The sequence below is a fragment of the Methylophaga frappieri genome (genome assembly GCF_000260965.1).
In the GTDB taxonomy this organism is placed as follows: Bacteria; Pseudomonadota; Gammaproteobacteria; order Nitrosococcales; family Methylophagaceae; genus Methylophaga; species Methylophaga frappieri.
This window is the reverse complement of the sequence record NC_017856.1, coordinates 1051236-1073738: the sequence shown is the minus strand read 5'-3', so window position 1 is coordinate 1073738 and position 22503 is coordinate 1051236. Positions and strand designations below refer to the sequence as shown.

Here is a 22503-nt window from a genome sequence, read left to right as displayed (position 1 = left end):
TTTATAGGTTGTTGTGTAATGAAAACTAGAGTAAGCTGCTTTTCAAGAGTAAAGCAGAAGCACCGCACTCGTAAGTCGGTGCCACTCGCTGAGCCTTTGGATGCAGAACATTGTAAGTTGCTGTAGTCATGAAGATGACGGCTGTTGAATCGTTGGCGCGACAACAGCCCGATTCTAACTTAAAAACATAGGGATGTGCCTACAATGATGGTCACCTTCGTTTCCCAATGCGAGAAAAAAGCACATGCCCGAACTAGGCGAGTGCTGGATGCTTTTGCCGATCGTATTGGGGATAACACTTGGCAGACAGTGATTACTCAGGAAGGTTTGTTGGCCGTTAAAAAACTACTGCGAAAAACTGCCAGTAAAAATACCGCCGTGAGTTGCCACTGGATACGGAGCCGCTCAAGGTCGGAGTTGGTTTGGGTGGTGGGAAATAAAAACAAATTTAATCAGAGAGGCATTGTACCGGTGAATAGTACATCGACCAATCAGCTTTACCGGGACGATATACAAGACTGGCAGTTCCTTCCCGTTATTAGATCATTGACTTGTTTCGCCGCATTACTTCACGACTGGGGTAAAGCCAGTGCTCGTTTCCAGCAAAAACTTGGAAAACATTATAAAGGTAAAGGCGCAGACAGGCTACGTCACGAATGGGTGTCGTGCTTATTGCTCAAGGCACTTATTGCCAACACAAACAACCCCAATAAGGACGAGGAATGGTTAGTAACATTAAAAGACGGAAAGATTGATGAGGATATCCTCAAGGCATCTCTGCGTGAAAGTTGTGAAAGACCATTAGCCGATTTGCCGAGTGTCGCTAAATTAGTGGCTTGGTTGATCGTTACTCATCATCGACTTCCTTTTCTGGATGATAAAAAAGCACCTAAAGGCAGTCCGTGTACGAGTCTTGAAGGCATGTTTGACATGATCGATAAAAGCTGGGGCTATGAGAATAGTGGTGTAGATGATCTCGCGTCCTGCTTAGAATTCCCTGCTGGGCTGTTATCTAATTCCAGCAAATGGCTGTCGCAAATCAAGCGCTGGTCGGGCAAATTGCTGGAGTCACAAGATACTATTTCTCAGGCCGTAGAGAATGGTAGCTATCGCGTACTACTCCACCATGCTCGCTTGTCTTTGATGTTAGGCGACCACTATTTTTCATCCCTTGAAATTGGCCAGACGCCTAATTGGCCTAATACCACCGGCTTGATTGCCAATACCCAAAAAGACAAATCGCCCAAGCAGGCTTTGGATCAGCACTTGGTGGGCGTTTACGAGAGTGCCAAAAAAATTGTCGGGAAGTTACAGCTTATCGAAAATGGCCTGGAGCCTAGCTTTAATACGGCAGAATTAAAACGTAAAAGCCCAACCTCCTACGCTTGGCAAAATACAGCTGCCAAAAAAGTGCGCGACTGGCGTAAAGCATGTGGTGACACACGCAAAGGTTTTTTTGCCGTAAATATGGCCAGCACGGGCTGTGGCAAAACCTTTGCTAATGCCAAAGTTATGATGGCGCTTTCCGATGACGGCGACAGCTTGCGCTATACCCTCGCGCTGGGGCTTCGCAATCTTACTTTACAAACTGGCGATGAATACCGTGAGCGTATATTCAAGAACAGTGATGGAAGCGATCTGGCAGTATTGATTGGCTCTAAAGCGATTGCGGATTTGCACAATCAAAACAAACAGGAACAAGTACAAGAGCAGGAAAAATATGGATCAGAATCCGTCGAAACCCTGTTAGCTAATTCTGACGAAGTTGTTTATCAAGGTGAGCTGCCCGAAGAAGGCTTAACCACGGTTTTACAGAGCAGTAAAGACAGGCAGTTACTTTACGCGCCGGTTTTGGCTTGCACTATCGACCACATCATTGCCGCAACGGAAACCATACGGGGCGGACGCTACATTTTGCCCGCATTGCGCTTGTTGTCTTCGGATTTAGTAATCGATGAAGTTGATGACTTCACCGGCAGTGACTTAATTGCCATTGGTCGTCTGATCCATCTGGCGGGAATGCTGGGGCGTAAGGTGATGATTTCCTCGGCGACTATTCCCCCGGCAATGGCAGAAGGCTATTTCCATGCTTACCAGCAAGGCTGGCTGCTCTATTGTAAAACCCGTAACGCCAGTCCGGTGGTGGGCTGTGCCTGGATAGATGAGTTTTCAACACAGGTTGAAGAGATCGGTAACCAAGACCAGGCTGCTGAGGATTATCGTCACATCCATGACGGATATATTGAAAAGCGAGTACAAGCGTTAGGCAAACAAGCGGCGAAGCGCAAAGCCATTGTGGTGGATTGCTCGCAAGCCATGCAAAGCAATGCTGAGTCGGATACCACCCGTAAAAAAGAGGCCTGGTTTAATCGTATAGCGCCCGAGACCCTGGAAAGGCACGCACACCACCACAGTGTGGATGTAAAAACCGGCTTAAAGGTTTCTTTTGGGGTGGTGCGGATTGCCAATATCCAACCCTGCGTGCAACTTACCCGTTTTTTGTTGGAATATAACTGGCCTGAAGATACTGAAGTGCGAGTCATGGCGTATCACAGCAGGCAGGTATTGTTACTACGTCACGAACAGGAAAAGCATCTTGATGGCGTATTAAAGCGCAAAGAACAACCGGGCGAACAACCCCAGGCCTTTAACAATGAGCAGGTTCGAAGTCATCTGGACGGCATTGCCAATGAGCAGCCCCAAGTAAAAAATCTGTTATTTATTCTGGTTGCCACACCTGTTGAGGAAGTAGGGCGTGACCACGATTTCGACTGGGCTGTGATCGAACCCTCCTCCTATCGCTCCATTATTCAGTTAGCAGGGCGGGTCAAACGGCACCGCGATGGTGAGGTAGAACATCCCAATATCGGTATCCTTCAATATAATTGGCGAACGCTTAAATACGGAGATAAACCAAGAGAACCGCGCTTTTGTAAGCCAGGTTATGAAGTGGATGGTAATTTACCAAAACTAAAAGCAGATGGAACAAAAAGACATGGTGCCATGGAGAGCCATGATATTTTCACAGCCGTGGATGAGAAGCTGATCGGCACTCGACTAGATGCCACACCAAGAATCCAGGAAAGGCAAAAAAACAGTAAAACCCCCATGGCCTTGTTGGAACATGCGGTCATAGAGAGCCAACTGACCGATTACGAGGGTAAAGGGCCGGAAACCCTGCAAGGCTATATTCAGTGGTACTGGTATCTCACCGCATTACCGCAAGTTCTTAAGCGTTTTCGACAAAGTACAAAAAGCGTTCAGCTTTACCGTGTTACAAATGGCGGCGGTGACGCCTGGTTTACCGAGCGCGATGCCAAAGGTGAATTTAGCCGCCTCAACACTGGTGAGTTTGCTCGTCATGACATTGTCTATCAAATCACCACCACAGAGTTAACAAAGGTGCAGACAGCACGGCTTTGGCTCCAGCGCGATTACCTCCAGCTATTGCGAATACAAAGCGAAATGCGCGAAGAACCTTTGGATCAGGTTGCAACACGCTACGGCGAAATCAGCCTGGATGTTTACTCAGAAAGCACCAGAAAGGCATATGAATACAACGACCAGTTAGGTTTATACGAACAGGAGAGTGACCATGCTTGACCCGGCGATTGATGCTTTTTTTGCTGAACGCAAAGAAGGTTGGCTCAAAAAGAAACTTAAGCCAGATATGACCAATGAGAAAAAAAGGGAGATAGAACTGGAGTGCGAAGAGGAGTTCTCTCTTGAAAAATGGCTCCCGAATGCGGCTAAACGTGCAGGTCAAATATCTATATCAACTCACCCTTGTACTTTCAGCCATCCCAGCTCACGAAAGAACAAAAACGGCTATGCCACGTCCGTTATAGCAAAATCATCAAGGGAACCTGATGGCTATTTGCGTACAGGAAATGTCGATGTTCAAGCAGATGCGTTAGGTAACGCCGCTGCTTTGGATGTACATAAGTTTCTTTCACTGGTAACAGAAGATGGCAGTACAGTCATAGAGCATATAGAGCAAGACTCGGAGTTGGGTAAAACATTGTTAAATACCCCATCCGAGAGCTATGCCAATCTAAAGTCTGGATTTATGGCCATGGCTCGGTCGGACGATACGCCTGTGACCAGTTCAAAAATAAAGCAGGTGTATTTTCCAGCAGATAAGGATTACCACCAGCTATCCATACTCAGCAACTCAGGCATGATTTTCGAACTGCGTAGGCGCATTGATGCGTTACGGTTTTCGGATGCTGTTAAGGAAGGACGGGAGCTACGGCGCAATAATACCTATTCCGAGTCGGGCTATAGCGAAATCTACGATATAACCACTATCGGTTATGGCGGTACTAAACCCCAGAATGTCAGTGTTCTGAATAACCAGAACGGCGGCAAAGCCCACCTGCTTTTATCTGTACCGCCGCTGTTGGAACAGCGAGATGTCAGATTCCCCGCCAGAGATTTCTTTATCCAAAGCCTGCGCTATTACGACTGCAAAGACATTCTGGAGCGGCTCGATAAGGTCTTCAAAATCGAGCGTGACGGCCAAATTCCATTAGAGAAAATTCGCAAGGGCAGGGATCGCTGCCTTGGGGATATATTGGATGTGATCCTGCAGAAAATGATGGCGTTGAGAGACGTCTCAACTCAACAGTATTGGCCAGAAACCAGCAAGTTACGGGCATGGCAAAAACTCTGGCTATGCGAACAACATAAAGAGCAACGGCTGCAAGAGGATGACTGGCTGAACACCCTCTGTGACCAGATTGCTCGATGGATTGTCAGCAGCTACAAAAACAGTATTAAGCATCCCGTTATGCTGGGTGAGGCCGAGCACCATTACATTAAAGAGTTTATAGAAGACAACAAGGAGGTGTTGAGATGAGTGAGAACCTGATTCTTCTGCCTCATATTAAGGTGCAAAACGCCAATGCCTTATCCAGCCCTTTCACCATTGGCTTTCCGGCCATGACCGCCTGGCTGGGGGCTGTGCATGCATTGCAGCGTAAATTGAATATGCAGGATTCCCCCGTTGAGTTTTCTGCCATTGGTGTCGTGGTGCATCACTTTGATTTGCAAACCTATAAAGGCCCCGGCGATTTTGTGCATTCTATTATTGGCACGGGCAACCCGCTGGAACCCAAGTCCGAAAAAGATAAGCCAAAAGGTAATGCTGTTCGTCCTTCCTTTATCGAAGAAGCTCGCTGTCATTTGGAGGTGAGTTTAGTTATCGAATACAACTGCATTGAAGCCCAGGATGAATCACAAATGTTGGAGCGATTACATCAATTACTGCTCGGCAATATAAAGCTGGCAGGTGGCGATATTCTGAGTTGCGGTACACCTGAAATTGTAAGGGATTTTGACATGGCCAAGCGCAAACTGATGCCGGGTTATGCTCTCGTCGAACGTAGAGATTTAATGCAGGAGGCCATGGAACAGGGGCAGGACGCCATGGATGCCATGCTTGACTATCTAGCCATACATCACACCTCCAGCAAAGACGAGAAGGGCGGAGAGGAGCGTGTCCACTGGCTAAGCCAACGCAAAGCTACCGGGCCGAATGGTGAGAGGGGTTGGATAGTGCCCATTGCTACCGGCTTTCACGGTATTAGCGATCTGGGCAATGCGCTAAACCAACGTGACCCGGATACCCCGCATCGCTTTGCCGAAAGCTTAGTGACTCTGGGTGAATTCAAGATGCCTTACCGTTTGGCTTCCCCCGAAGACTTACTCTGGCGTTACCTGGTGGAGCCAGAAAACAACCTTTATCTCTGTGTTCAACAAACACATGAATCTGAAACCACCCTCAGCGATTACTAATTTATTCAAGGAGAAATACCATGGCTAAAAAAGAAAATACCGCATCTGTATTGGCGTTTGAGAAAAAACTGGTTCCCTCTGATGGCTATATGTACGGTTGCCAATGGGACAATAAAAGCGAGGCAGCCCCGCTCTCTTTAAATGAAAAATCGGTACGCGGAACAATTTCAAACCGCCTAAAACCTGCCTTACAAAAGGATCCTGCGGCGCTTAATAATGAAGTTGAGAAGCCGAATCTGCAAACAGTCGATGCCTGTTCGTTAGGCACAGAACAAGACACGTTAAAACTGCATTTCACGCTCAAGGTGCTGGGTGGATTAAAGCAGCCATCGGCCTGTAATAACGCCGCTTTTAAAGAAGGTTATCAGCAGGCGGTCAGCAGCTACCTTGAAACTCAAGGCATGAGAGAGCTTGCCAAGCGCTATGCACTGAACATCGCCAATGCTCGTTTTCTATGGCGTAACCGCTTTGGTGCAGAAGCCATTCTGGTGCAAGTCAAAGCACTAAATAAAGGCGCTGAACAGAGCTGGGAATTCGACGCACTGGAATTAAACCCCCGTGATATGGAGGTTACGACTGCAGATGTTGAATCTTTGGCTGACCGTATTGCGTCTGCCCTGAGCAGCGATAATGATTTCTTGATGCTTGATATTACCTGCTATGCCAAAGTGGGCAAAGCGCAGGATGTTTACCCCAGTGAAGAGCTGGTTCTGGATAAAGGCAAAGGCAACAAAAGCAAAATACTCTATTCAGTCGATGGCATGGCAGCGATGCATTCCCAAAAGCTCGGTAATGCGATGCGCACCATTGATACTTGGTACCCTGAGCACGATGATGCGGTAGCCTCTGCCGGACCGATTGCCATTGAACCCTACGGTGCGGTCACCAACTTGGGTAAAGCTTTCAGAACGCCGGCTGACAAACAAGACTTCTATACCTTTTTTGATAGCTGGGCGCGTGGTGGAGAGTTAGCACGTGTGGAAGACGAACATTACGTCATGGGTGTGCTCGTGCGTGGTGGTGTATTTGGTGAAAGTGATAAATAACAGGTGATGATATGAACTATTACCTTGATATTCACATCTTGCCCGATCCGGAATTTAAAGAAACGGTACTGATGAATGCTATTTACACCAAGCTCCATAAAGCCTTATGCGACTCACAATCCACCGACATCGGTGTCAGCTTCCCAAACCATAATCTCACTTTGGGCAATACACTGCGCCTACACGGTACCGCTGAGGCATTGGATAAGATCCAGTGTCGAAACTGGATTGGGTCGATGAGTGTTTATTGTCAAAACAGCGATATTCAGTCAGTTCCAGCAGATGTGAAGTTTCGCACAATCTCGCGTCAGCAACCGACGATGAGTGCGGCAAAGCTGAAGCGGCTGATCAAACGCGGTTCTATCACAGAGGCAGAAGCTAAAAACTACAAGGCCAAAATGTTTACCAAAGGGTTGGATAATCCATACGTGGAATTGGTCAGTGGCTCAAATGGACATCGGCATCGGCGTTATATTGAGTTTGGATCATTGCATGATAACCCTGTTGATGGAGACTTTGATCAGTTCGGCCTCTCCAAAACCGCAACTATCCCGTGGTTTTAATCGGGGGGTGGTTTTATATCAAAATCGATATAAAACGATCGTCAAGGGTTGTCATACAAAAAGTCGTATTTGAAGAGAAACACTGCCACTGATTTTGTCAGTTGCCTGATATAAAAAGCGGCATACAGGCTATGAAATCGACCTGTGTTCAAGCTGGAAGGCTGTTTCGAAATCTGGAGTACCATTTAAAATGATCCAATCAAAGCGGCTGAAAGATTGGGTACAACCCAACCCCGGTTAAGCGATGCCATGAAAGGTAAAATCGAGAAGTGCACGGTAGATCGCTTAGTGAACATGCTTGCGGCCATTGGTAACACCGTGAATATAAACATTTCCTACGCAGCTTGATGCTACGCTTGGTATCTTGAGCCAAAGAAGAACGATAGCTTTTCAGATCCTTCAAAATCTCTGCTTGCGATGGTCTTCAATACCAAATTTTCCATGCCATAAAAAATTTACTATTAATCAATAGGTTAAAGTATTAGCTAAAAATAATGGTTAAATCCTCAATTTAAAGGTTAACTTATTGTTGTAGTTGCTAATTTATGCTTTATAGTTGTGTTCACTGCCGCACAGGCAGCTTAGAAAAATACGCTGAACTTCTTTCTCTCACAGGTCAGGTTCACTGCCGCACAGGCAGCTTAGAAACACAACAAGATTTATGCTCAGACTATCCAGACGTTCACTGCCGCACAGGCAGCTTAGAAATCGACAACGGCCAGTTCAACGAGCCGGGCGTAGTTCACTGCCGCACAGGCAGCTTAGAAAAATCAGCCTATCAACAAACCCTCTGCCAATATGTTCACTGCCGCACAGGCAGCTTAGAAAATGTGAAAGTGAACCGCTCCGCGTTGCTGAAAGTTCACTGCCGCACAGGCAGCTTAGAAAACTCTGGTGGCGTCGGCAATTACGCACAACAAGTTCACTGCCGCACAGGCAGCTTAGAAATCATGTTCACAATTATTATTTAACATAATATAGTTCACTGCCGCACAGGCAGCTTAGAAAATGTCACAACAAATCATTGAGTTCGAAAAACAGTTCACTGCCGCACAGGCAGCTTAGAAACAGTCCATCGCCGCGCCCCCAGAGACAGGCTGGTTCACTGCCGCACAGGCAGCTTAGAAATGATCTTGTATACCACTGCCATCTGACAACAGGTTCACTGCCGCACAGGCAGCTTAGAAATTCAATGTGACCAGAAACGTGAAGCTTAACTTTGTTCACTGCCGCACAGGCAGCTTAGAAAACCATTTTTTTACTGTTTCGGGTTTAACATCAGTTCACTGCCGCACAGGCAGCTTAGAAAAACCAAATTCGCCCGGCGGCTGAGGCCATCGCGTTCACTGCCGCACAGGCAGCTTAGAAATTAAGCCGCTGACGGGGCAATTAAACGTGGAGGTTCACTGCCGCACAGGCAGCTTAGAAATCAGCGTCGAAAAGAAACGAATCAAGCCAGTCGTTCACTGCCGCACAGGCAGCTTAGAAATGCTTCGTGTCCGGGTTTCAACTTCATATGATGTTCACTGCCGCACAGGCAGCTTAGAAAAGCGCAGCGTTTTCTGCTGGCCGTGCTTTAGCGTTCACTGCCGCACAGGCAGCTTAGAAAAGCGCAGTGGTGCCTTCTTGCGCGCGGGTGACGTTCACTGCCGCACAGGCAGCTTAGAAATAATCCGCTAGCTCCGGAACGACTATTGATAAGTTCACTGCCGCACAGGCAGCTTAGAAAATTGAAGAAACTTATTGATGGGTTCCATTAGCGTTCACTGCCGCACAGGCAGCTTAGAAATAATCAGTATCTCAATATCATCCTCAGAGAGAGTTCACTGCCGCACAGGCAGCTTAGAAAAACAAACCAGAGGGGCAGCAATGAAAACACTCGTTCACTGCCGCACAGGCAGCTTAGAAAAAACTGCCAACATAAAAACTATCCATGACAACGTTCACTGCCGCACAGGCAGCTTAGAAAAGTAACCGTTCCGTGTCATCCTCAATCGCGTCGTTCACTGCCGCACAGGCAGCTTAGAAAAGTATAAATAATTGGTCAAGCTGCTGTTTAGTGTTCACTGCCGCACAGGCAGCTTAGAAAATACACCGTTAATTAACTCAGGAATACCTTGTGTTCACTGCCGCACAGGCAGCTTAGAAAGCAAAGCCGAGCGCGAATTTTGTCTGAAGGACGTTCACTGCCGCACAGGCAGCTTAGAAAGTCTATTTGCAACCATACTGCGCTGTTACTGGGTTCACTGCCGCACAGGCAGCTTAGAAATGTCGCAGCACCTCAGCTGAGCTGGCACGCCAGTTCACTGCCGCACAGGCAGCTTAGAAATGGTCGCGTCTGCATGTTGTCGGGATTCTGCCGTTCACTGCCGCACAGGCAGCTTAGAAATTGTGAAATCCTTCGTTGTAAGAGCCTTTAAGGTTCACTGCCGCACAGGCAGCTTAGAAATTATCGACCTCGACTTCCTTGGCGTCCGGTACGTTCACTGCCGCACAGGCAGCTTAGAAAGTGATACGGGTGAACCGGACTGAACCGTAACGGTTCACTGCCGCACAGGCAGCTTAGAAATCATAAGACCCGGCAGCAATCACCCCGCCGGTGTTCACTGCCGCACAGGCAGCTTAGAAATATCAGCCCACTGCCCAGCGCGAGCATCAGCAGTTCACTGCCGCACAGGCAGCTTAGAAAAGTCAGTCAGTTATCCATCCGAACACTAAACGGTTCACTGCCGCACAGGCAGCTTAGAAAATGAAATTGTCCTTATGCTGTGATAATCAATGGTTCACTGCCGCACAGGCAGCTTAGAAAACAATCGTCGGCGATGGTTTTCAGGATTTGCAGTTCACTGCCGCACAGGCAGCTTAGAAATACCCCCCCGTGAGTTTCTTTGCTGTTACTCCGTTCACTGCCGCACAGGCAGCTTAGAAAGCTGCAGCGACATGGATCTGAACGGCAAGGAAGTTCACTGCCGCACAGGCAGCTTAGAAAAGTCAAGATGACAACGCCAAAGACCGCAGCCCGTTCACTGCCGCACAGGCAGCTTAGAAATTACATCTCAGTCCACTGGCACCAAGGCCGTTGTTCACTGCCGCACAGGCAGCTTAGAAAATCATCTGCCTGTTATGTCGATAATTGGCTGTGTTCACTGCCGCACAGGCAGCTTAGAAATTACATCTCAGTCCACTGGCACCAAGGCCGTTGTTCACTGCCGCACAGGCAGCTTAGAAAATCATCTGCCTGTTATGTCGATAATTGGCTGTGTTCACTGCCGCACAGGCAGCTTAGAAATGCTGCGGCCTTCTGCCGCTACCCTTGCTCATGTTCACTGCCGCACAGGCAGCTTAGAAAGCCATCACGCTTTGATGATGAATAACAAACCCGTTCACTGCCGCACAGGCAGCTTAGAAAACCAAGCACACGAACGCGAAAATCAATCCCCTGTTCACTGCCGCACAGGCAGCTTAGAAAACCAAGCACACGAACGCGAAAATCAATCCCCTGTTCACTGCCGCACAGGCAGCTTAGAAAATAAGGACGCTGATTTCTCGGCTGACTGACCGGTTCACTGCCGCACAGGCAGCTTAGAAACCCTGAATCGATTTGCACTGACCCAATCTCTGGTTCACTGCCGCACAGGCAGCTTAGAAAGGTGATGGGTTAATGAACACCGAGGAACGCGGGTTCACTGCCGCACAGGCAGCTTAGAAATAAGTCTTCCTCAAACCCTGGCAATGCACGAAGTTCACTGCCGCACAGGCAGCTTAGAAAAGAAAAAGGTAAATGGTATTTTTCAGAGGAAAGTTCACTGCCGCACAGGCAGCTTAGAAATGCATCCAGCGGCATCAGAGAAAGGTGAACTAGTTCACTGCCGCACAGGCAGCTTAGAAAAGCCGAATGCGGTAAAGGCCCATCAGGGCAACGTTCACTGCCGCACAGGCAGCTTAGAAAAATGTTAAACATGAATGATGTTAATCTTTGCAGTTCACTGCCGCACAGGCAGCTTAGAAAACACTGGCCATCGCTGTGAAAAACGCCAGATTGTTCACTGCCGCACAGGCAGCTTAGAAAAACACGTCACCATCTTGAACAGCTTGGCTTCGGTTCACTGCCGCACAGGCAGCTTAGAAATGAAAAAAAGAGAGGAGCGAAAGCCCCTCTCGGTTCACTGCCGCACAGGCAGCTTAGAAATGAACACCGTGTTTTTAATGTCTCGCAGTATGGTTCACTGCCGCACAGGCAGCTTAGAAAATTTAGCCCTGTCAGGTTCCACCTGATGGGGTGTTCACTGCCGCACAGGCAGCTTAGAAATAGCGATCAACCACATCCCTGAACACTGTGTTGTTCACTGCCGCACAGGCAGCTTAGAAAAGCGACCCTCGGAAAAAAGCCAGTCTGTATCAGTTCACTGCCGCACAGGCAGCTTAGAAATACGAAGGGCGATCATTGGCCGATCAATATTGGTTCACTGCCGCACAGGCAGCTTAGAAATTCCGGCGACCAAAGTTTGTCATTCTTGAAACGTTCACTGCCGCACAGGCAGCTTAGAAAATTAAGCAGCTACAGCAAGAAAAAGAAATGCTGTTCACTGCCGCACAGGCAGCTTAGAAAATCAGCATATCAGGTCGATACGTTGCCCGTTAGTTCACTGCCGCATAGGCAGCTTAAGGGCAGCTTCGCATTGATATCAACCGACATCTCTGTTTTACCATGCGACTGAAGGATACATACGGGAATTTTAGGGTTTGGTGTAAAGGAAGCTGTAGATAGGGTTGAACGCTATGGGTTTCAATCTAGTAAGCACGCCTGAAAATGTTTTATGAATGCCGGTTGCGAGAGGAGAAGAAAAGGGGATTAGTCAGCATCTAAGCTGGTTGTAGTCAAAAACAAAAAAGCCCAGCAAAAATGCTGGGCTTTTTATATTTTGGAGCCGGAGATAGGACTTGAACCTACGACCCACTGATTACAAATCAGTTGCTCTACCAACTGAGCTACACCGGCAACAGGCTGCACATTATACGGTTGTGGTCATGTGGGTGCAAGCGATTCGGGCGTGGATTGTCATAAAATTTTAACGACCTATATCATTTTGAATTTGTTGGATTTCTTCGCTGTAATTCTCTAAATCTGTGCTAGCGGTTTGCCAATCCGGCCATATTTTTTGAAATGCCGCGCTGTTTACTAATGCAAATGGGACGTTTTCTACATCCGTTAAGTCGAGTCTTTGGCTGAGGTGATAAGCAATAATGACGACATCGTCAGCATCAATTTGACTGCTCTGATTATGGTCGAGGTGTTGATGCGTACGCGTAGCTGATATCAGGCTGGCTTCAAGCTGCCAATAAAGGAGGAGTTGATATCCAATTTCGGCATAATAAGGCGGTATGATGCGATCGCGTAACGGGTTAAATCGGGTTGGTTTTTCTTTGACAGCATCAAGAAGTGATAAGGCTTTCAGTAAAGGCACATTACCAATGTTATGGATTAAGCCGGCCAATAACGCTTTTTCAGCTTCTACACGCGAATATTTTGCTGCAATGACGTAGCTGATGGCGGCGACTTTTGTGCTGCGAAGCCGCATTTGGTTGTAATGGCTGGTCAGGATAGCTGAAGGCGGACGTTGCAAGTAGTCATTTAATACGATGCTGGTCGCTAATGCTTGAACACGTGACAAGCCAAGCCGGGTTAGGGCGCCTTGAACACTCGTCACATTGGTGCGCGCGCCAAGTGTCGGGCTGTTGGCAATGTTGATAAGTCGCTCACGAACCGTTGGTTCAGAATCTAACACAGCCGCGATGTCACTGATGTGGCTGTCACCATCGGTTGTATAGACGCTAAGTCGTGTCAGCAGATTTGGTGCGGGCGGAAGTTCGAGTGTGTTTTCGCGGATTTGGATCTCAATTTCCTCGACCGCTTGATCGCGCAATTGTTGTTCTAAAATCAATTGGGACATGCAGAGGGGAAATTAAAGAATGGGGTGAGTGATGGGGCTCGAACCCACGACAACCGGAATCACAATCCGGGACTCTACCAACTGAGCTACACTCACCACAGAAACTTTATGCCGCGCTTGTTTGGTCGCCAGCGCGTTTTGGAAAGGACATAATTTTACTGTGTTTGCCGATTGGGTCAAGGAAAATCTCATGTTTCAGGCGAGTTCCAGATCTATTTTTCGCTCATCGAGATCGACTCTAACGACTTTGACGCGGAGATTATCGCCCAGCCGATAGACTTTTCGTGTGCGTTCGCCGAGCAGTCTGTGCCCGATGGGATCAAACTGGTAATAGTCGTTTTTCAATGCGGTCACGTGAATCAAACCTTCGATGTAAATATCACTCAGTTCGACAAATAGACCAAAGCCAGTAACACCACTGATTACGCCATCATGGACTTCGCCAACGCGTTCCTGCATGTATTCACATTTGAGCCAGTCACTGACATCACGGGTGGCTTCATCGGCTCGGCGGCTGGCCATGGAGCAATGTTCGCCAAGTTGTACCATGTCTTCTTCTGAATAAGTCCAAGCCGCTTTTTTCTGTTTATGAATAATGTGTTTCAGCGCCCGGTGTACTAAAAGATCCGGATACCGACGAATGGGCGAGGTGAAATGCGCGTAGGCGTCCAGCCCCAGACCGAAGTGGCCTATATTTTCCGGGCTGTACACGGCTTGTTTCATACTGCGCAACATGACCGTTTGCAGCAGGTGACTGTCTGGTCTTTTGCTGGCCGTTTTTAATAATGAGGCGTAATGCGCTGGTTTGGGATCGTCACCGCCACCTAAAAATAAACCGAGTTCCGCCAAAAATTCACGCAAGGCGTCGCGCTTTTCTTCTGAGGGTGTTTCGTGAATACGGTAGAGTGCTGGCAGCTTGTTTTTCAGCAGGCAGCTTGCAGCGGCGACATTGGCGCAGATCATAAATTCTTCGATGAGCCGATGTGCATCGTTGCGCTGGCGGGGTTCAATGCGTTCAATTTTACGGTGTGCATCAAAGAAAAACTGGGTCTCAGTCATTTCAAAGTCAATAGCACCTCGAGCTTCACGAGCGGCAAGCATGACTTTAAACAACCGGTACATGGTGTCGAGACCGGGCAAGACATCCGCGAATTTCTCCCGTAGCGGTGAATCGGGTGTGCTGATTATTTCTGCGACTTGTTCGTAAATCAGCCGGGCTTTGGAGTTCATCACCGCTTCATGAAATTGATACGACTCCAGTTCTCCATTTGCATTAAGCGTCATTTCACATGCCATGCATAAGCGGTCAACAGCTGGATTCAGTGAGCACAGTCCATTTGATAAGGCTTCCGGTAACATCGGGATAACCTGGCTCGGAAAGTAGACCGATGTCGCACGTTCCTGGGCAGTATTGTCCAATGCATCATCAGGACGCACATAGTAAGCAACGTCGGCTATCGCAACCCAGAGCTTCCAGCGGCCATTTTCCAATGCTTCTGCGTAAACCGCATCATCAAAGTCACGGGCATCAGCGCCATCAATCGTTACCAGTGGCATGTCACGTAAATCAAGGCGCCCGTCAATAGCCGTTTCGGGGATGTGCTCACCAAACGCATTGGCTTGAGCAAGGGCATTGGATGACCATTCATGCGGTAATTCAAAACTCCGCAGGGCGATGTCAATTTCCATACCAGGCGCCATATGATCGCCCAGGACGTTAGTGATTTTGCCAAGAGGCGAACGATGTTTATTAGGGTGTTCAGTAATGGCAGCCTCGACAATCTGCCCCGGTTTTGCATCGAGTAGATCCTGTGGCTGAATCAGAATATCCTGACTAATGCGGCGATTATGCGGCACCAGATAATAGAAACCGGCATCTTGGTGTAAGCGACCAACCACCTTCTCGTTGGCACGCTGCACAACTTCAACAATGGCGCCTTCCTGCCGCCCGCGTCGATCAATACCACTGACTCTTGCCAGTGCTTTGTCACCGTGCAAAACGACGCGCATTTCGCGCTCACTTAAAAATAGGTCCTCACCACCTTCATCAGGAATGAGAAAACCGAACCCATCTGGATGGCCGGCAACGCGACCACTGACCAGATTCATTTTTGATACCACACCGTAGGCGTTTTTGCGATTGCGCAAAATTTGACCATCACGCTCCATCGCTCGAAGCCGGCGGCGCAATGCTTCAAGGTCAGTTTCACCTTTTATGCCAAGTTGGCGGGCAATATTTTTCTGTGAGAGGGGAGCTTTCAGATCTTTAAGAAGCGCCAGGATCATCTCGCGACTGGCGATGGGATGATCGTATTTCTGCGCTTCACGCTCAGCGAAAGGGTCTTGCAATTGTTTCTTAGTCATTGACAGTTATTATCTCAATCTATATAGTGCGCGTCTTCTTGCCCAGGTGGCGGAATTGGTAGACGCGCTAGCTTCAGGTGCTAGTGTACTTATGTACGTGGGAGTTCGAGTCTCCCCCTGGGCACCATTCCGAGTCATTCAGACATTCCCTCGACGTTTCAAAAATCCCAATTGCAAGTGCTTGCCTTGAGCGCTTTTTATTATTTTGTGAATTCCACAATCTGTCACAAATAAGCCGCTGTTTTCACAACTGACTGTACCAAAACCGCTGCAGTCTGGTTCTGTGGCCATTCTAACTGTTTTAGGCGTTGCTATCAGTGAATTATCCGATTCTGGTTGATGCTTGCTTTGGGCTGGGCTATCTTTTCTTAAAAGTGGTTGTGCTATTTAAGTTTTAACGGTCGTCGCCGTTAAGCTTGACAGCACCAGCTTAGATTTCAAGATTACTTCGTACAGGAACTGCCCATGGCGACATTCATTGACTCCATAGATGAGCGAACCAAACTAGCCGGAACAAATCATCTGGAAGTGCTGTTATTCAGCTTGGGTACCAATGATAGCACTGGTCGTAATGAGTTGTTCGGAATTAATGTTTTTAAAGTGCGCGAAGTGCTGAATGTGCCAGAAATTACCGGTGCGCCAGAAATGCCAGAGGGCGTCGAAGGATTTGTTAGTCTGCGTGGCGACATGGTGCCTATTATTAATTTGCAGAAATTTTGTAAATTATCGTCTACCGAAAAGCCGGGAATCCTGATGGTCACAGAATATAACGCCCACGTTCAGGGGTTTCTGGTGACCGCTGTCGATACCATCCAGCGATTGAGTTGGGAGCGTGTCAAAGAACCCCCACCATTGATATCCAAACGGCTTGGTGGGTTGGTGACTGCTGTTGCCGAATTACAAGACCAGCGGTTGGTTATGATCATGGATGTTGAGAAAGTGCTTGCTGATGCGGGTGGTTTCTATGATGAGAGTGTGTTTGATGGCATTGAAAAACTGACAGATGCCGAGCAACACAAAATCCTTTTTGCTGACGATTCTTTAGTTGCCCGTAAACAGATTTCAGAAACCCTGGATCATCTCGGTGTCAGCTATACCAGTGTCGTGAATGGTGCCCAAGCCTGGCGTTTGTTAGTGAAGCTGGCCGACCAATGTGAACAGGAAGGCCGTGCATTAAAATCCGAGATAAGCCTGGTGCTAACGGATGTTGAAATGCCGGAAATGGATGGTTACGTTTTGACACAAAAAATCAAAGCCGATCCGCGCATGGCTGATATCCCCGTCATTATGCATTCCTCGCTAACTGCGACTGCGAATCAGGCGATGGGGATGGGCGTGGGTTCTGATGCTTATGTATCTAAGTTTCAGCCACATGCGCTTGCGGAGGCATTAAAAAAACTGCTTTAAGATTAGGTCAGCATGTGTGCTTGGGGCGATTGCATTGCCAGTCATTTTGTGACAGATTCGAGATAAATTGTATCTTTGTTAATACCCACCCAGCTTAGCTGACACAGGGAAAATGTTTCATGTCACACCGTTGTAACAGCCTTCGTATTATTGATAATTTAGCGGAAATTACTAGCCATCACGATCGTCAAGTACTGGAAAAAAGTCTTCTAAAGACGCTGAACGAATTATTCCCGGGCCAATCAATGCGGCTCTTTCGCGTACGCCACCATCAACGACAAGATGATCAGGAAGTCACGCTACTGGCTTTTTGTGTGAACGATGTCATTGTGTCATCTGATGAAAACCCGAGTTTGAATCAAGAAAGTGTTTGGCTGCATGAAATTATGAGTGATGCTGTCAAACAAGGCGGTATTCAGGTGAGGCAGGCCGAAGATGGTTCAAATCACATTGCTTATCCAGCCTTTGATTCTCATGGCGATATTTTTGCCGTGCTAGTGCATCATTGTCAGCAACAGCCAGATAGCGCTTCGCAGCGACTTATTCACGGCATCCTTCGTGTCTATGCGAATTATCTGGCGCTGATTGACAAGAGCCAGCGCGATAAACTTACCAACCTATACAACCGTGAAACACTGGATGAGCAGATAACCAAGATTTTGGTTAAGCAGAGCGATGATTTAAATAAATTATCGGTTTCAGCTGTTGATAGCAGGCGGCGTCACTATGCTGTTCGTTACTGGTTGGGATTAGTCGATATTGATAATTTCAAACGTATTAATGACACTTATGGTCATTTATTTGGTGATGAAGTGTTGATTTTGGTTGCCAGATTAATGACGTCAGGCGCTATTCGGGATGATGATTTAATCTTTCGTTATGGTGGTGAAGAGTTTGTTGTCCTGCTCAAAGCGGCGCAGGAAAGTGATGCGCAACAGGCTTTTGAGCGACTCCGGCGAATTGTTTCAGCGCATGTATTCCCGCAAATTGACGGGGTCACGGTGAGTATTGGTTTTGTTGAAGTGGCAGATCAAGTATCGCCAGCGGATGTCCTTGGACAGGCTGATGATGCATTATATTACGCCAAACAACAGGGCCGGGATCAGGTTCATAATTATCAACAATTGGTTACTGGGGGCAAAATAGCGATTCCGCCTCCGGTCAATAACGATAGTAGTCTGGAGTTATTCTGAGCGATGCAACAACCATTTTCATTTGTCGATCATCTGATATTGAACCTGGATAGGGCTGTCACGACGCTTTGGGGGCAACCTGCTGGCACAGGCCGAGCTAATCCGGCAGATTCAGTAAATAGCGAACCGCTCTCGAAAGCGGAGCAAAAACACAACGCAGGGTTGATGCGGGTTAACCATGCTGGAGAAGTAGCGGCACAGGCTTTATACCAAGGACAAGCATTAACTGCCCGCCTGCCTGAAGTGCGTGCTGCAATGGAGCATGCTGCGTTGGAAGAAAATGATCATTTAATTTGGTGCGACCAGCGTTTGCAATCTCTGCATTCACATCGCAGCATTCTAAATCCACTTTGGTATATCGGTTCTTTCACAATTGGTGCCATTGCCGGTAAGGCTGGAGATAACTGGAGTCTTGGGTTTGTGGGTGAAACGGAAAGACAAGTTACCCGCCATCTGGATCAGCATCTGAATACTCTTGCCGGTCCAGATAATGCGACACGTGCCGTTTTAGAACAGATGAAAATCGATGAGATTGAACACGGTGAACAGGCGATGGCGGCCGGTGGCAGTGTCTTACCAGCGCCCGTGCGGCAGTTGATGCGCCTAACCTCAAAAATCATGACGCGAAGCAGCTACTGGGTTTAATTTAGAAAACGTCAGTAAAATTCAGCGATACGACTTTGGGCGCGTCCGGGTGAGTATTTTCGATACGAATTACCACGGCTTCAGCGCTGAAGGGTTTTAACGCTGAATGGTGACTGGGGATGATCAAGGTCAGTGTCTCGCCAGCGGTCAACTCGGCGTCAGTCTGCATGCGCATACCGCTAGCACTGATATCCAGTGTTAGCCCGCGATAAATACCGGTGTGATTGGTAGCCCTAAAATGCACCCGATCGGTTAGGTTAAGGCGCTGGAAGTCTCTTTTTTCTTCGAAATCAGCAGGCATAAGCGTTATTCCGTGAGGCTGACATCAACAATATCCGTCGTGATGAATGCGTGGCTTTACTCTGTCTGAATTTTACACAAAAACCTTAAGAAATCCTTCGCCGTGACGTTAAATCGAGATAAGGCTGTTTAAAGGAGAGCGCGCATGCGACTTTGGTCTGGCGTGATTATGCTTTTTTGGGGACTCCCCTCGGTACAGGCAATGACCATGCTGCCGGTACCAACCGAACCGATTTATGCCGAACCGCCCATTGTGAAAGCGAAACCGGCGCATCAACAATTTGATTGTTATGAACTAGACGCAGCCATCAACGCGCTGCATCCGTTCCAATACTCTTATAAACCCGATTTTTACAGTGATAGCAGTAATAAGGTCGCAACGGGATTAATCATTTTTGACAATATTCCTATTTTCAAAGCGTGGTTGGGATTAGGCTACCTTGGTTATTCCTCTTTGGTGACGGAAAATGAGGTCAGGCGAATGGAAAATGTGCGTCAGCAAATAGCCATGCTGCAACGTTTAAAAGCAGAAAAGCGGTGTTTTCAATAAAAAACAGATTGGTTAAAACAGAGATTCTGATGCTTGTGGTCTGACAGAAAACTGGGGTACTATCGAAGCGCAAGATAGGCCTGAGAGAGGTATCGGCTATGAGCAGCACAATAGATATTAAAACTAAGTGGCAAGCTAATCATCATTCAGCAAGCAGCAGCATCCGTGACAAATGGCAAAAGGCGAATGCAGTGCGAAAAAACATGAAAAAAATTCCTTGGTACAAAGCGAATTCTCAAGTTACGCGCCACACTGGTAAGCCATGGTATCAGGCTAATCTGGTTCGGCATCTTGATACCAAAAAGAAATGGTATGAAGCCAATCTTCGTAGTGCTGTTGCTTCGGTTCGAACAACCCGAAAATGGTATGAAGCCAATCTCGAAAAAACGATGACTCAAACGCACTGGTTTGATTATCGTGAGAAAGGGCATACCGAGGCAAAACGACTGTGGCAAATTGAGAGCTTGCGTCAGGCGCGTGAAAATCGGCAAAAATGGTACGAAGCCAACTTGGAGAGTACCGTCACTGACAAACACTGGTACGAGTTCAGTGATGAACAAATGGCGCCAGAGCGAAAATGGTATGAAGCCAATCTCGAAAAAACCCGTGAAAATCGGCAAAAATGGTATGAGGCTAACCAACAATCGCATCCGCATTCAGAGATTAAGTTGAAATGGTACGAAGCGAATTTAAGTTTGTCTCGCGCACGCAAGGCCGAGCAAAACTGGTTTGAATTTAACACGCGAATTGCACGTGAAAAGGGCAAGTGGTACGAAGCCAATCAACGTCCGGCCAAAAAGTCGGATGTGCCATGGTATGAAGCCAATTTGGTTCAACACCTGCAAGCCAAACAAAAGTGGTATGAAGCCAATCTGAAGTCGGCTTTGGATACAGTTCGTGCTTCACGACATCGTTGGTATCAAGCTAATTTGGATCAAACGCCAACCACGACGCACTGGTATGAATTCAAAGAAGCGGGTGATACCGACTGGAAGAAACGGTTTCAGGCGCACAACATTGAAAAAGTGCGGGCAACTACCCGTAAGTGGTATGAAGCCAATCTGGAGCAAGTACCTTCTGAAAAACACTGGTATGAATTCAGTGATGAACAGATGGCGCCAGAGCGAAAATGGTATGAAGCCAATCTGGAGCAGGCTCGAGTTAGCCATAAAAAATGGTACGAAGCCAATTTACATCCTGATCCGCATGCGGATCTTAAGCAGAAATGGTATGAAGCCAATATCAATTTTGCTCGTCAGCAAAATATGAAACGTAAATGGTTTGAACAAAATATGTCGTTGGCTAGAGAATCCCGTAAAAAATGGGACGATCAGGATTAGCGTATATTGATTTCAGCTGTTTTGAGGATTGGATTGGCTGTCGTCGGTATCGCTGAACAATGCAGGTAGAGTGCTTTACGGTAGGTGCTTTTCGCGTAAACACCTACTTGGTTACGGATGTGCAAACGGGCTTATCGGCTATTATTGATACCGGTGAGTCCGTTGAGCTTATCGAGCAACTTCAACTCCGCCAACCCCAGCCGCATATCAGCATGATTTTATTAACGCATGGGCATCTCGATCATGCGGGGGCCTTACCACTGCTGCAACAGCATTATCCTGTTCCAACTTACTTACCACGACTTGAACAGCCAATGTTTGCCACCTTACCCAAACAAGGCGATTGGTTTGGTGAACCGGCTTTCAATCGCCATTGCGGTCAAATTGACCATTACCTGGATGATGGCGATACCATCATGTTAGGAAAAACACAGTTAAGATTTATTTCCACGCCGGGTCATACGCCGGGTCAGGGTTGTTATTATGATGACCAGGATATATTTGTCGGCGATACGCTGTTTGCTGGCAGTATAGGGCGCTACGATTTACCAATGGGGGATGCGGAGCTCACGCAACAAAGCTTGACAAAGCTGTTGCGGTTGCCGGGTCATTTGCGGGTTCATAGCGGTCATGGTCCAGTGACGACGCTGGCGCAGGAATTAAAATCTAATCCTTATCTGCAATTTCTAAGGTGAAAAAAACGATGGCCAAAACAGAAGCACTCATTAGCGGTTTTCAACGGTTCAAACAACGTTATTTTGGCGATAACCAAGGTCTTTATGACAGTATGAAGACGGGGCAGCCCGCAAAAATTCTGATGATAGCCTGTAGTGATTCACGAGTTGATCCGGCTATTTTGACGGACTGCGATCCGGGGGATTTATTTATTGTGCGTAATGTTGCCAACCTGGTACCGCCCCGGGAAGATGATGGTCATTATCATGGCACCAGCGCTGCGCTTGAGTTCGCGGTTGATCACCTGCAGGTAGAGAATATTATTGTGATGGGGCATGCCAATTGTGGCGGTATTCGTGCGCTTTGGCAGCATGACGGAAATCATAATGCTTCCCAATTTATCCATCGTTGGGTGTCCATTGCGGAGTCAGCAAAAAACTGGGTCAGATTACACCATGCAAACGAGTCTGAAAGCACTTGTTTACAGGCCTGTGAGCAACAGGGCGTTCTGGTGTCTCTTGAGAATCTGCTTACTTTTGAAAATGTTCGAAAAAGAGTCGAGTCAGGTCAGTTAAAGCTGCATGGCTGGTATTTTGATCTGACTGCGGGTGAGTTAAAGTGTTACAACCCCGCAACGCAGCGATTTGAACAAGCCGTCGCTTAACAGCGT

16 protein-coding genes, 3 tRNA genes and 1 CRISPR repeat array are annotated in these 22503 nt (G+C 47.6%); of the genes, 14 read left to right on the top strand and 5 right to left on the bottom strand.

All coding sequences use genetic code 11. The annotated features are described in order from the left end of the window. Positions 1 to 204 precede the first annotated feature (204 nt). The 6 genes from cas3f (at position 205) to Q7C_RS14040 (ending at position 7756) form a co-directional block, all read left to right on the top strand. Positions 205 to 3603 carry a type I-F CRISPR-associated helicase Cas3f gene (cas3f, locus tag Q7C_RS05000; protein ID WP_014703623.1) on the top strand — a complete coding sequence of 1133 codons (3399 nt, stop codon included), beginning with the start codon at positions 205 to 207 and terminating at the stop codon, positions 3601 to 3603. Continuing rightward, positions 3596 to 4861, top strand: coding sequence for a type I-F CRISPR-associated protein Csy1 (csy1, locus tag Q7C_RS04995; protein WP_014703622.1), 1266 nt, complete (start codon positions 3596 to 3598; stop codon positions 4859 to 4861). The genes cas3f and csy1 overlap by 8 nt, the downstream gene beginning before the upstream one ends. Beyond that, the gene (csy2, locus tag Q7C_RS04990) at positions 4858 to 5799 is read left to right on the top strand and encodes a type I-F CRISPR-associated protein Csy2 (RefSeq protein WP_014703621.1); all 942 of its coding nucleotides are present in this window, start codon (positions 4858 to 4860) and stop codon (positions 5797 to 5799) included. The genes csy1 and csy2 overlap by 4 nt, the downstream gene beginning before the upstream one ends. A 20-nt stretch (positions 5800 to 5819) precedes the next feature. Then, the gene (gene csy3, locus Q7C_RS04985) at positions 5820 to 6845 is read left to right on the top strand and encodes a type I-F CRISPR-associated protein Csy3 (RefSeq protein WP_014703620.1); all 1026 of its coding nucleotides are present in this window, start codon (positions 5820 to 5822) and stop codon (positions 6843 to 6845) included. Positions 6846 to 6856: 11 nt separating this feature from the next. After that, entirely contained in the window at positions 6857 to 7408 is a 552-nt protein-coding gene (gene cas6f / locus Q7C_RS04980; protein ID WP_014703619.1) for a type I-F CRISPR-associated endoribonuclease Cas6/Csy4, read from the top strand. 216 nt (positions 7409 to 7624) lie between these two features. Further along, the gene (locus Q7C_RS14040) at positions 7625 to 7756 is read left to right on the top strand and encodes an XRE family transcriptional regulator (protein ID WP_202946517.1); all 132 of its coding nucleotides are present in this window, start codon (positions 7625 to 7627) and stop codon (positions 7754 to 7756) included. A gap of 212 nt (positions 7757 to 7968) precedes the next feature. After that, positions 7969 to 12077: a CRISPR direct-repeat array (repeat unit 28 nt; unit sequence GTTCACTGCCGCACAGGCAGCTTAGAAA). Positions 12078 to 12331: 254 nt separating this feature from the next. Here the strand turns inward: Q7C_RS14040 and Q7C_RS04975 are convergent. The 4 genes from Q7C_RS04975 to rnr all read right to left on the bottom strand — a co-directional run bounded on the left by Q7C_RS04975 (position 12332) and on the right by rnr (position 15723). Then, positions 12332 to 12407: transfer RNA gene (locus Q7C_RS04975), tRNA-Thr, on the bottom strand. Positions 12408 to 12477: 70 nt separating this feature from the next. Then, a complete protein-coding gene (locus Q7C_RS04970) occupies positions 12478 to 13359 on the bottom strand; it encodes an HDOD domain-containing protein (protein WP_014703607.1) in 882 nt (293 codons plus the stop codon). Between the two features lie 20 nt (positions 13360 to 13379). After that, a tRNA-His gene (locus Q7C_RS04965) sits at positions 13380 to 13455 on the bottom strand. A 99-nt stretch (positions 13456 to 13554) separates the two neighbouring features. Continuing rightward, on the bottom strand, positions 13555 to 15723 hold the full coding sequence (gene rnr, locus Q7C_RS04960) for a ribonuclease R (protein WP_014703606.1): 2169 nt from the start codon (positions 15721 to 15723) through the stop codon (positions 13555 to 13557). A gap of 40 nt (positions 15724 to 15763) precedes the next feature. Here rnr and Q7C_RS04955 point away from each other — a divergent pair. The 4 genes from Q7C_RS04955 (at position 15764) to coq7 (ending at position 18968) form a co-directional block, all read left to right on the top strand. Continuing rightward, positions 15764 to 15850: transfer RNA gene (locus tag Q7C_RS04955), tRNA-Leu, on the top strand. Positions 15851 to 16188: 338 nt separating this feature from the next. Further along, entirely contained in the window at positions 16189 to 17130 is a 942-nt protein-coding gene (locus tag Q7C_RS04950; protein ID WP_014703605.1) for a chemotaxis protein, read from the top strand. 119 nt (positions 17131 to 17249) lie between these two features. Next, positions 17250 to 18323, top strand: coding sequence for a GGDEF domain-containing protein (locus Q7C_RS04945; protein WP_014703604.1), 1074 nt, complete (start codon positions 17250 to 17252; stop codon positions 18321 to 18323). 3 nt (positions 18324 to 18326) lie between these two features. Further along, entirely contained in the window at positions 18327 to 18968 is a 642-nt protein-coding gene (gene coq7, locus Q7C_RS04940; RefSeq protein WP_014703603.1) for a 2-polyprenyl-3-methyl-6-methoxy-1,4-benzoquinone monooxygenase, read from the top strand. 1 nt (position 18969) lies between these two features. Here coq7 and Q7C_RS04935 read toward each other — a convergent pair whose 3' ends face one another. Beyond that, positions 18970 to 19269: a PilZ domain-containing protein gene (locus tag Q7C_RS04935; RefSeq protein WP_014703602.1), complete on the bottom strand. Its 300-nt coding sequence runs from the start codon at positions 19267 to 19269 to the stop codon at positions 18970 to 18972. Between the two features lie 144 nt (positions 19270 to 19413). On the opposite strand from Q7C_RS04935, the gene Q7C_RS04930 reads away from it, so the two are divergent. The 4 genes from Q7C_RS04930 to Q7C_RS04915 all read left to right on the top strand — a co-directional run bounded on the left by Q7C_RS04930 (position 19414) and on the right by Q7C_RS04915 (position 22497). After that, a complete protein-coding gene (locus Q7C_RS04930) occupies positions 19414 to 19818 on the top strand; it encodes a hypothetical protein (protein WP_014703601.1) in 405 nt (134 codons plus the stop codon). Positions 19819 to 19916: 98 nt separating this feature from the next. After that, on the top strand, positions 19917 to 21158 hold the full coding sequence (locus Q7C_RS04925) for a hypothetical protein (protein WP_014703600.1): 1242 nt from the start codon (positions 19917 to 19919) through the stop codon (positions 21156 to 21158). A gap of 59 nt (positions 21159 to 21217) precedes the next feature. Continuing rightward, positions 21218 to 21853 carry an MBL fold metallo-hydrolase gene (locus Q7C_RS04920; RefSeq protein ID WP_014703599.1) on the top strand — a complete coding sequence of 212 codons (636 nt, stop codon included), beginning with the start codon at positions 21218 to 21220 and terminating at the stop codon, positions 21851 to 21853. Between the two features lie 8 nt (positions 21854 to 21861). Then, entirely contained in the window at positions 21862 to 22497 is a 636-nt protein-coding gene (locus Q7C_RS04915) for a carbonic anhydrase (RefSeq protein ID WP_014703598.1), read from the top strand. Positions 22498 to 22503: the final 6 nt, after the last annotated feature.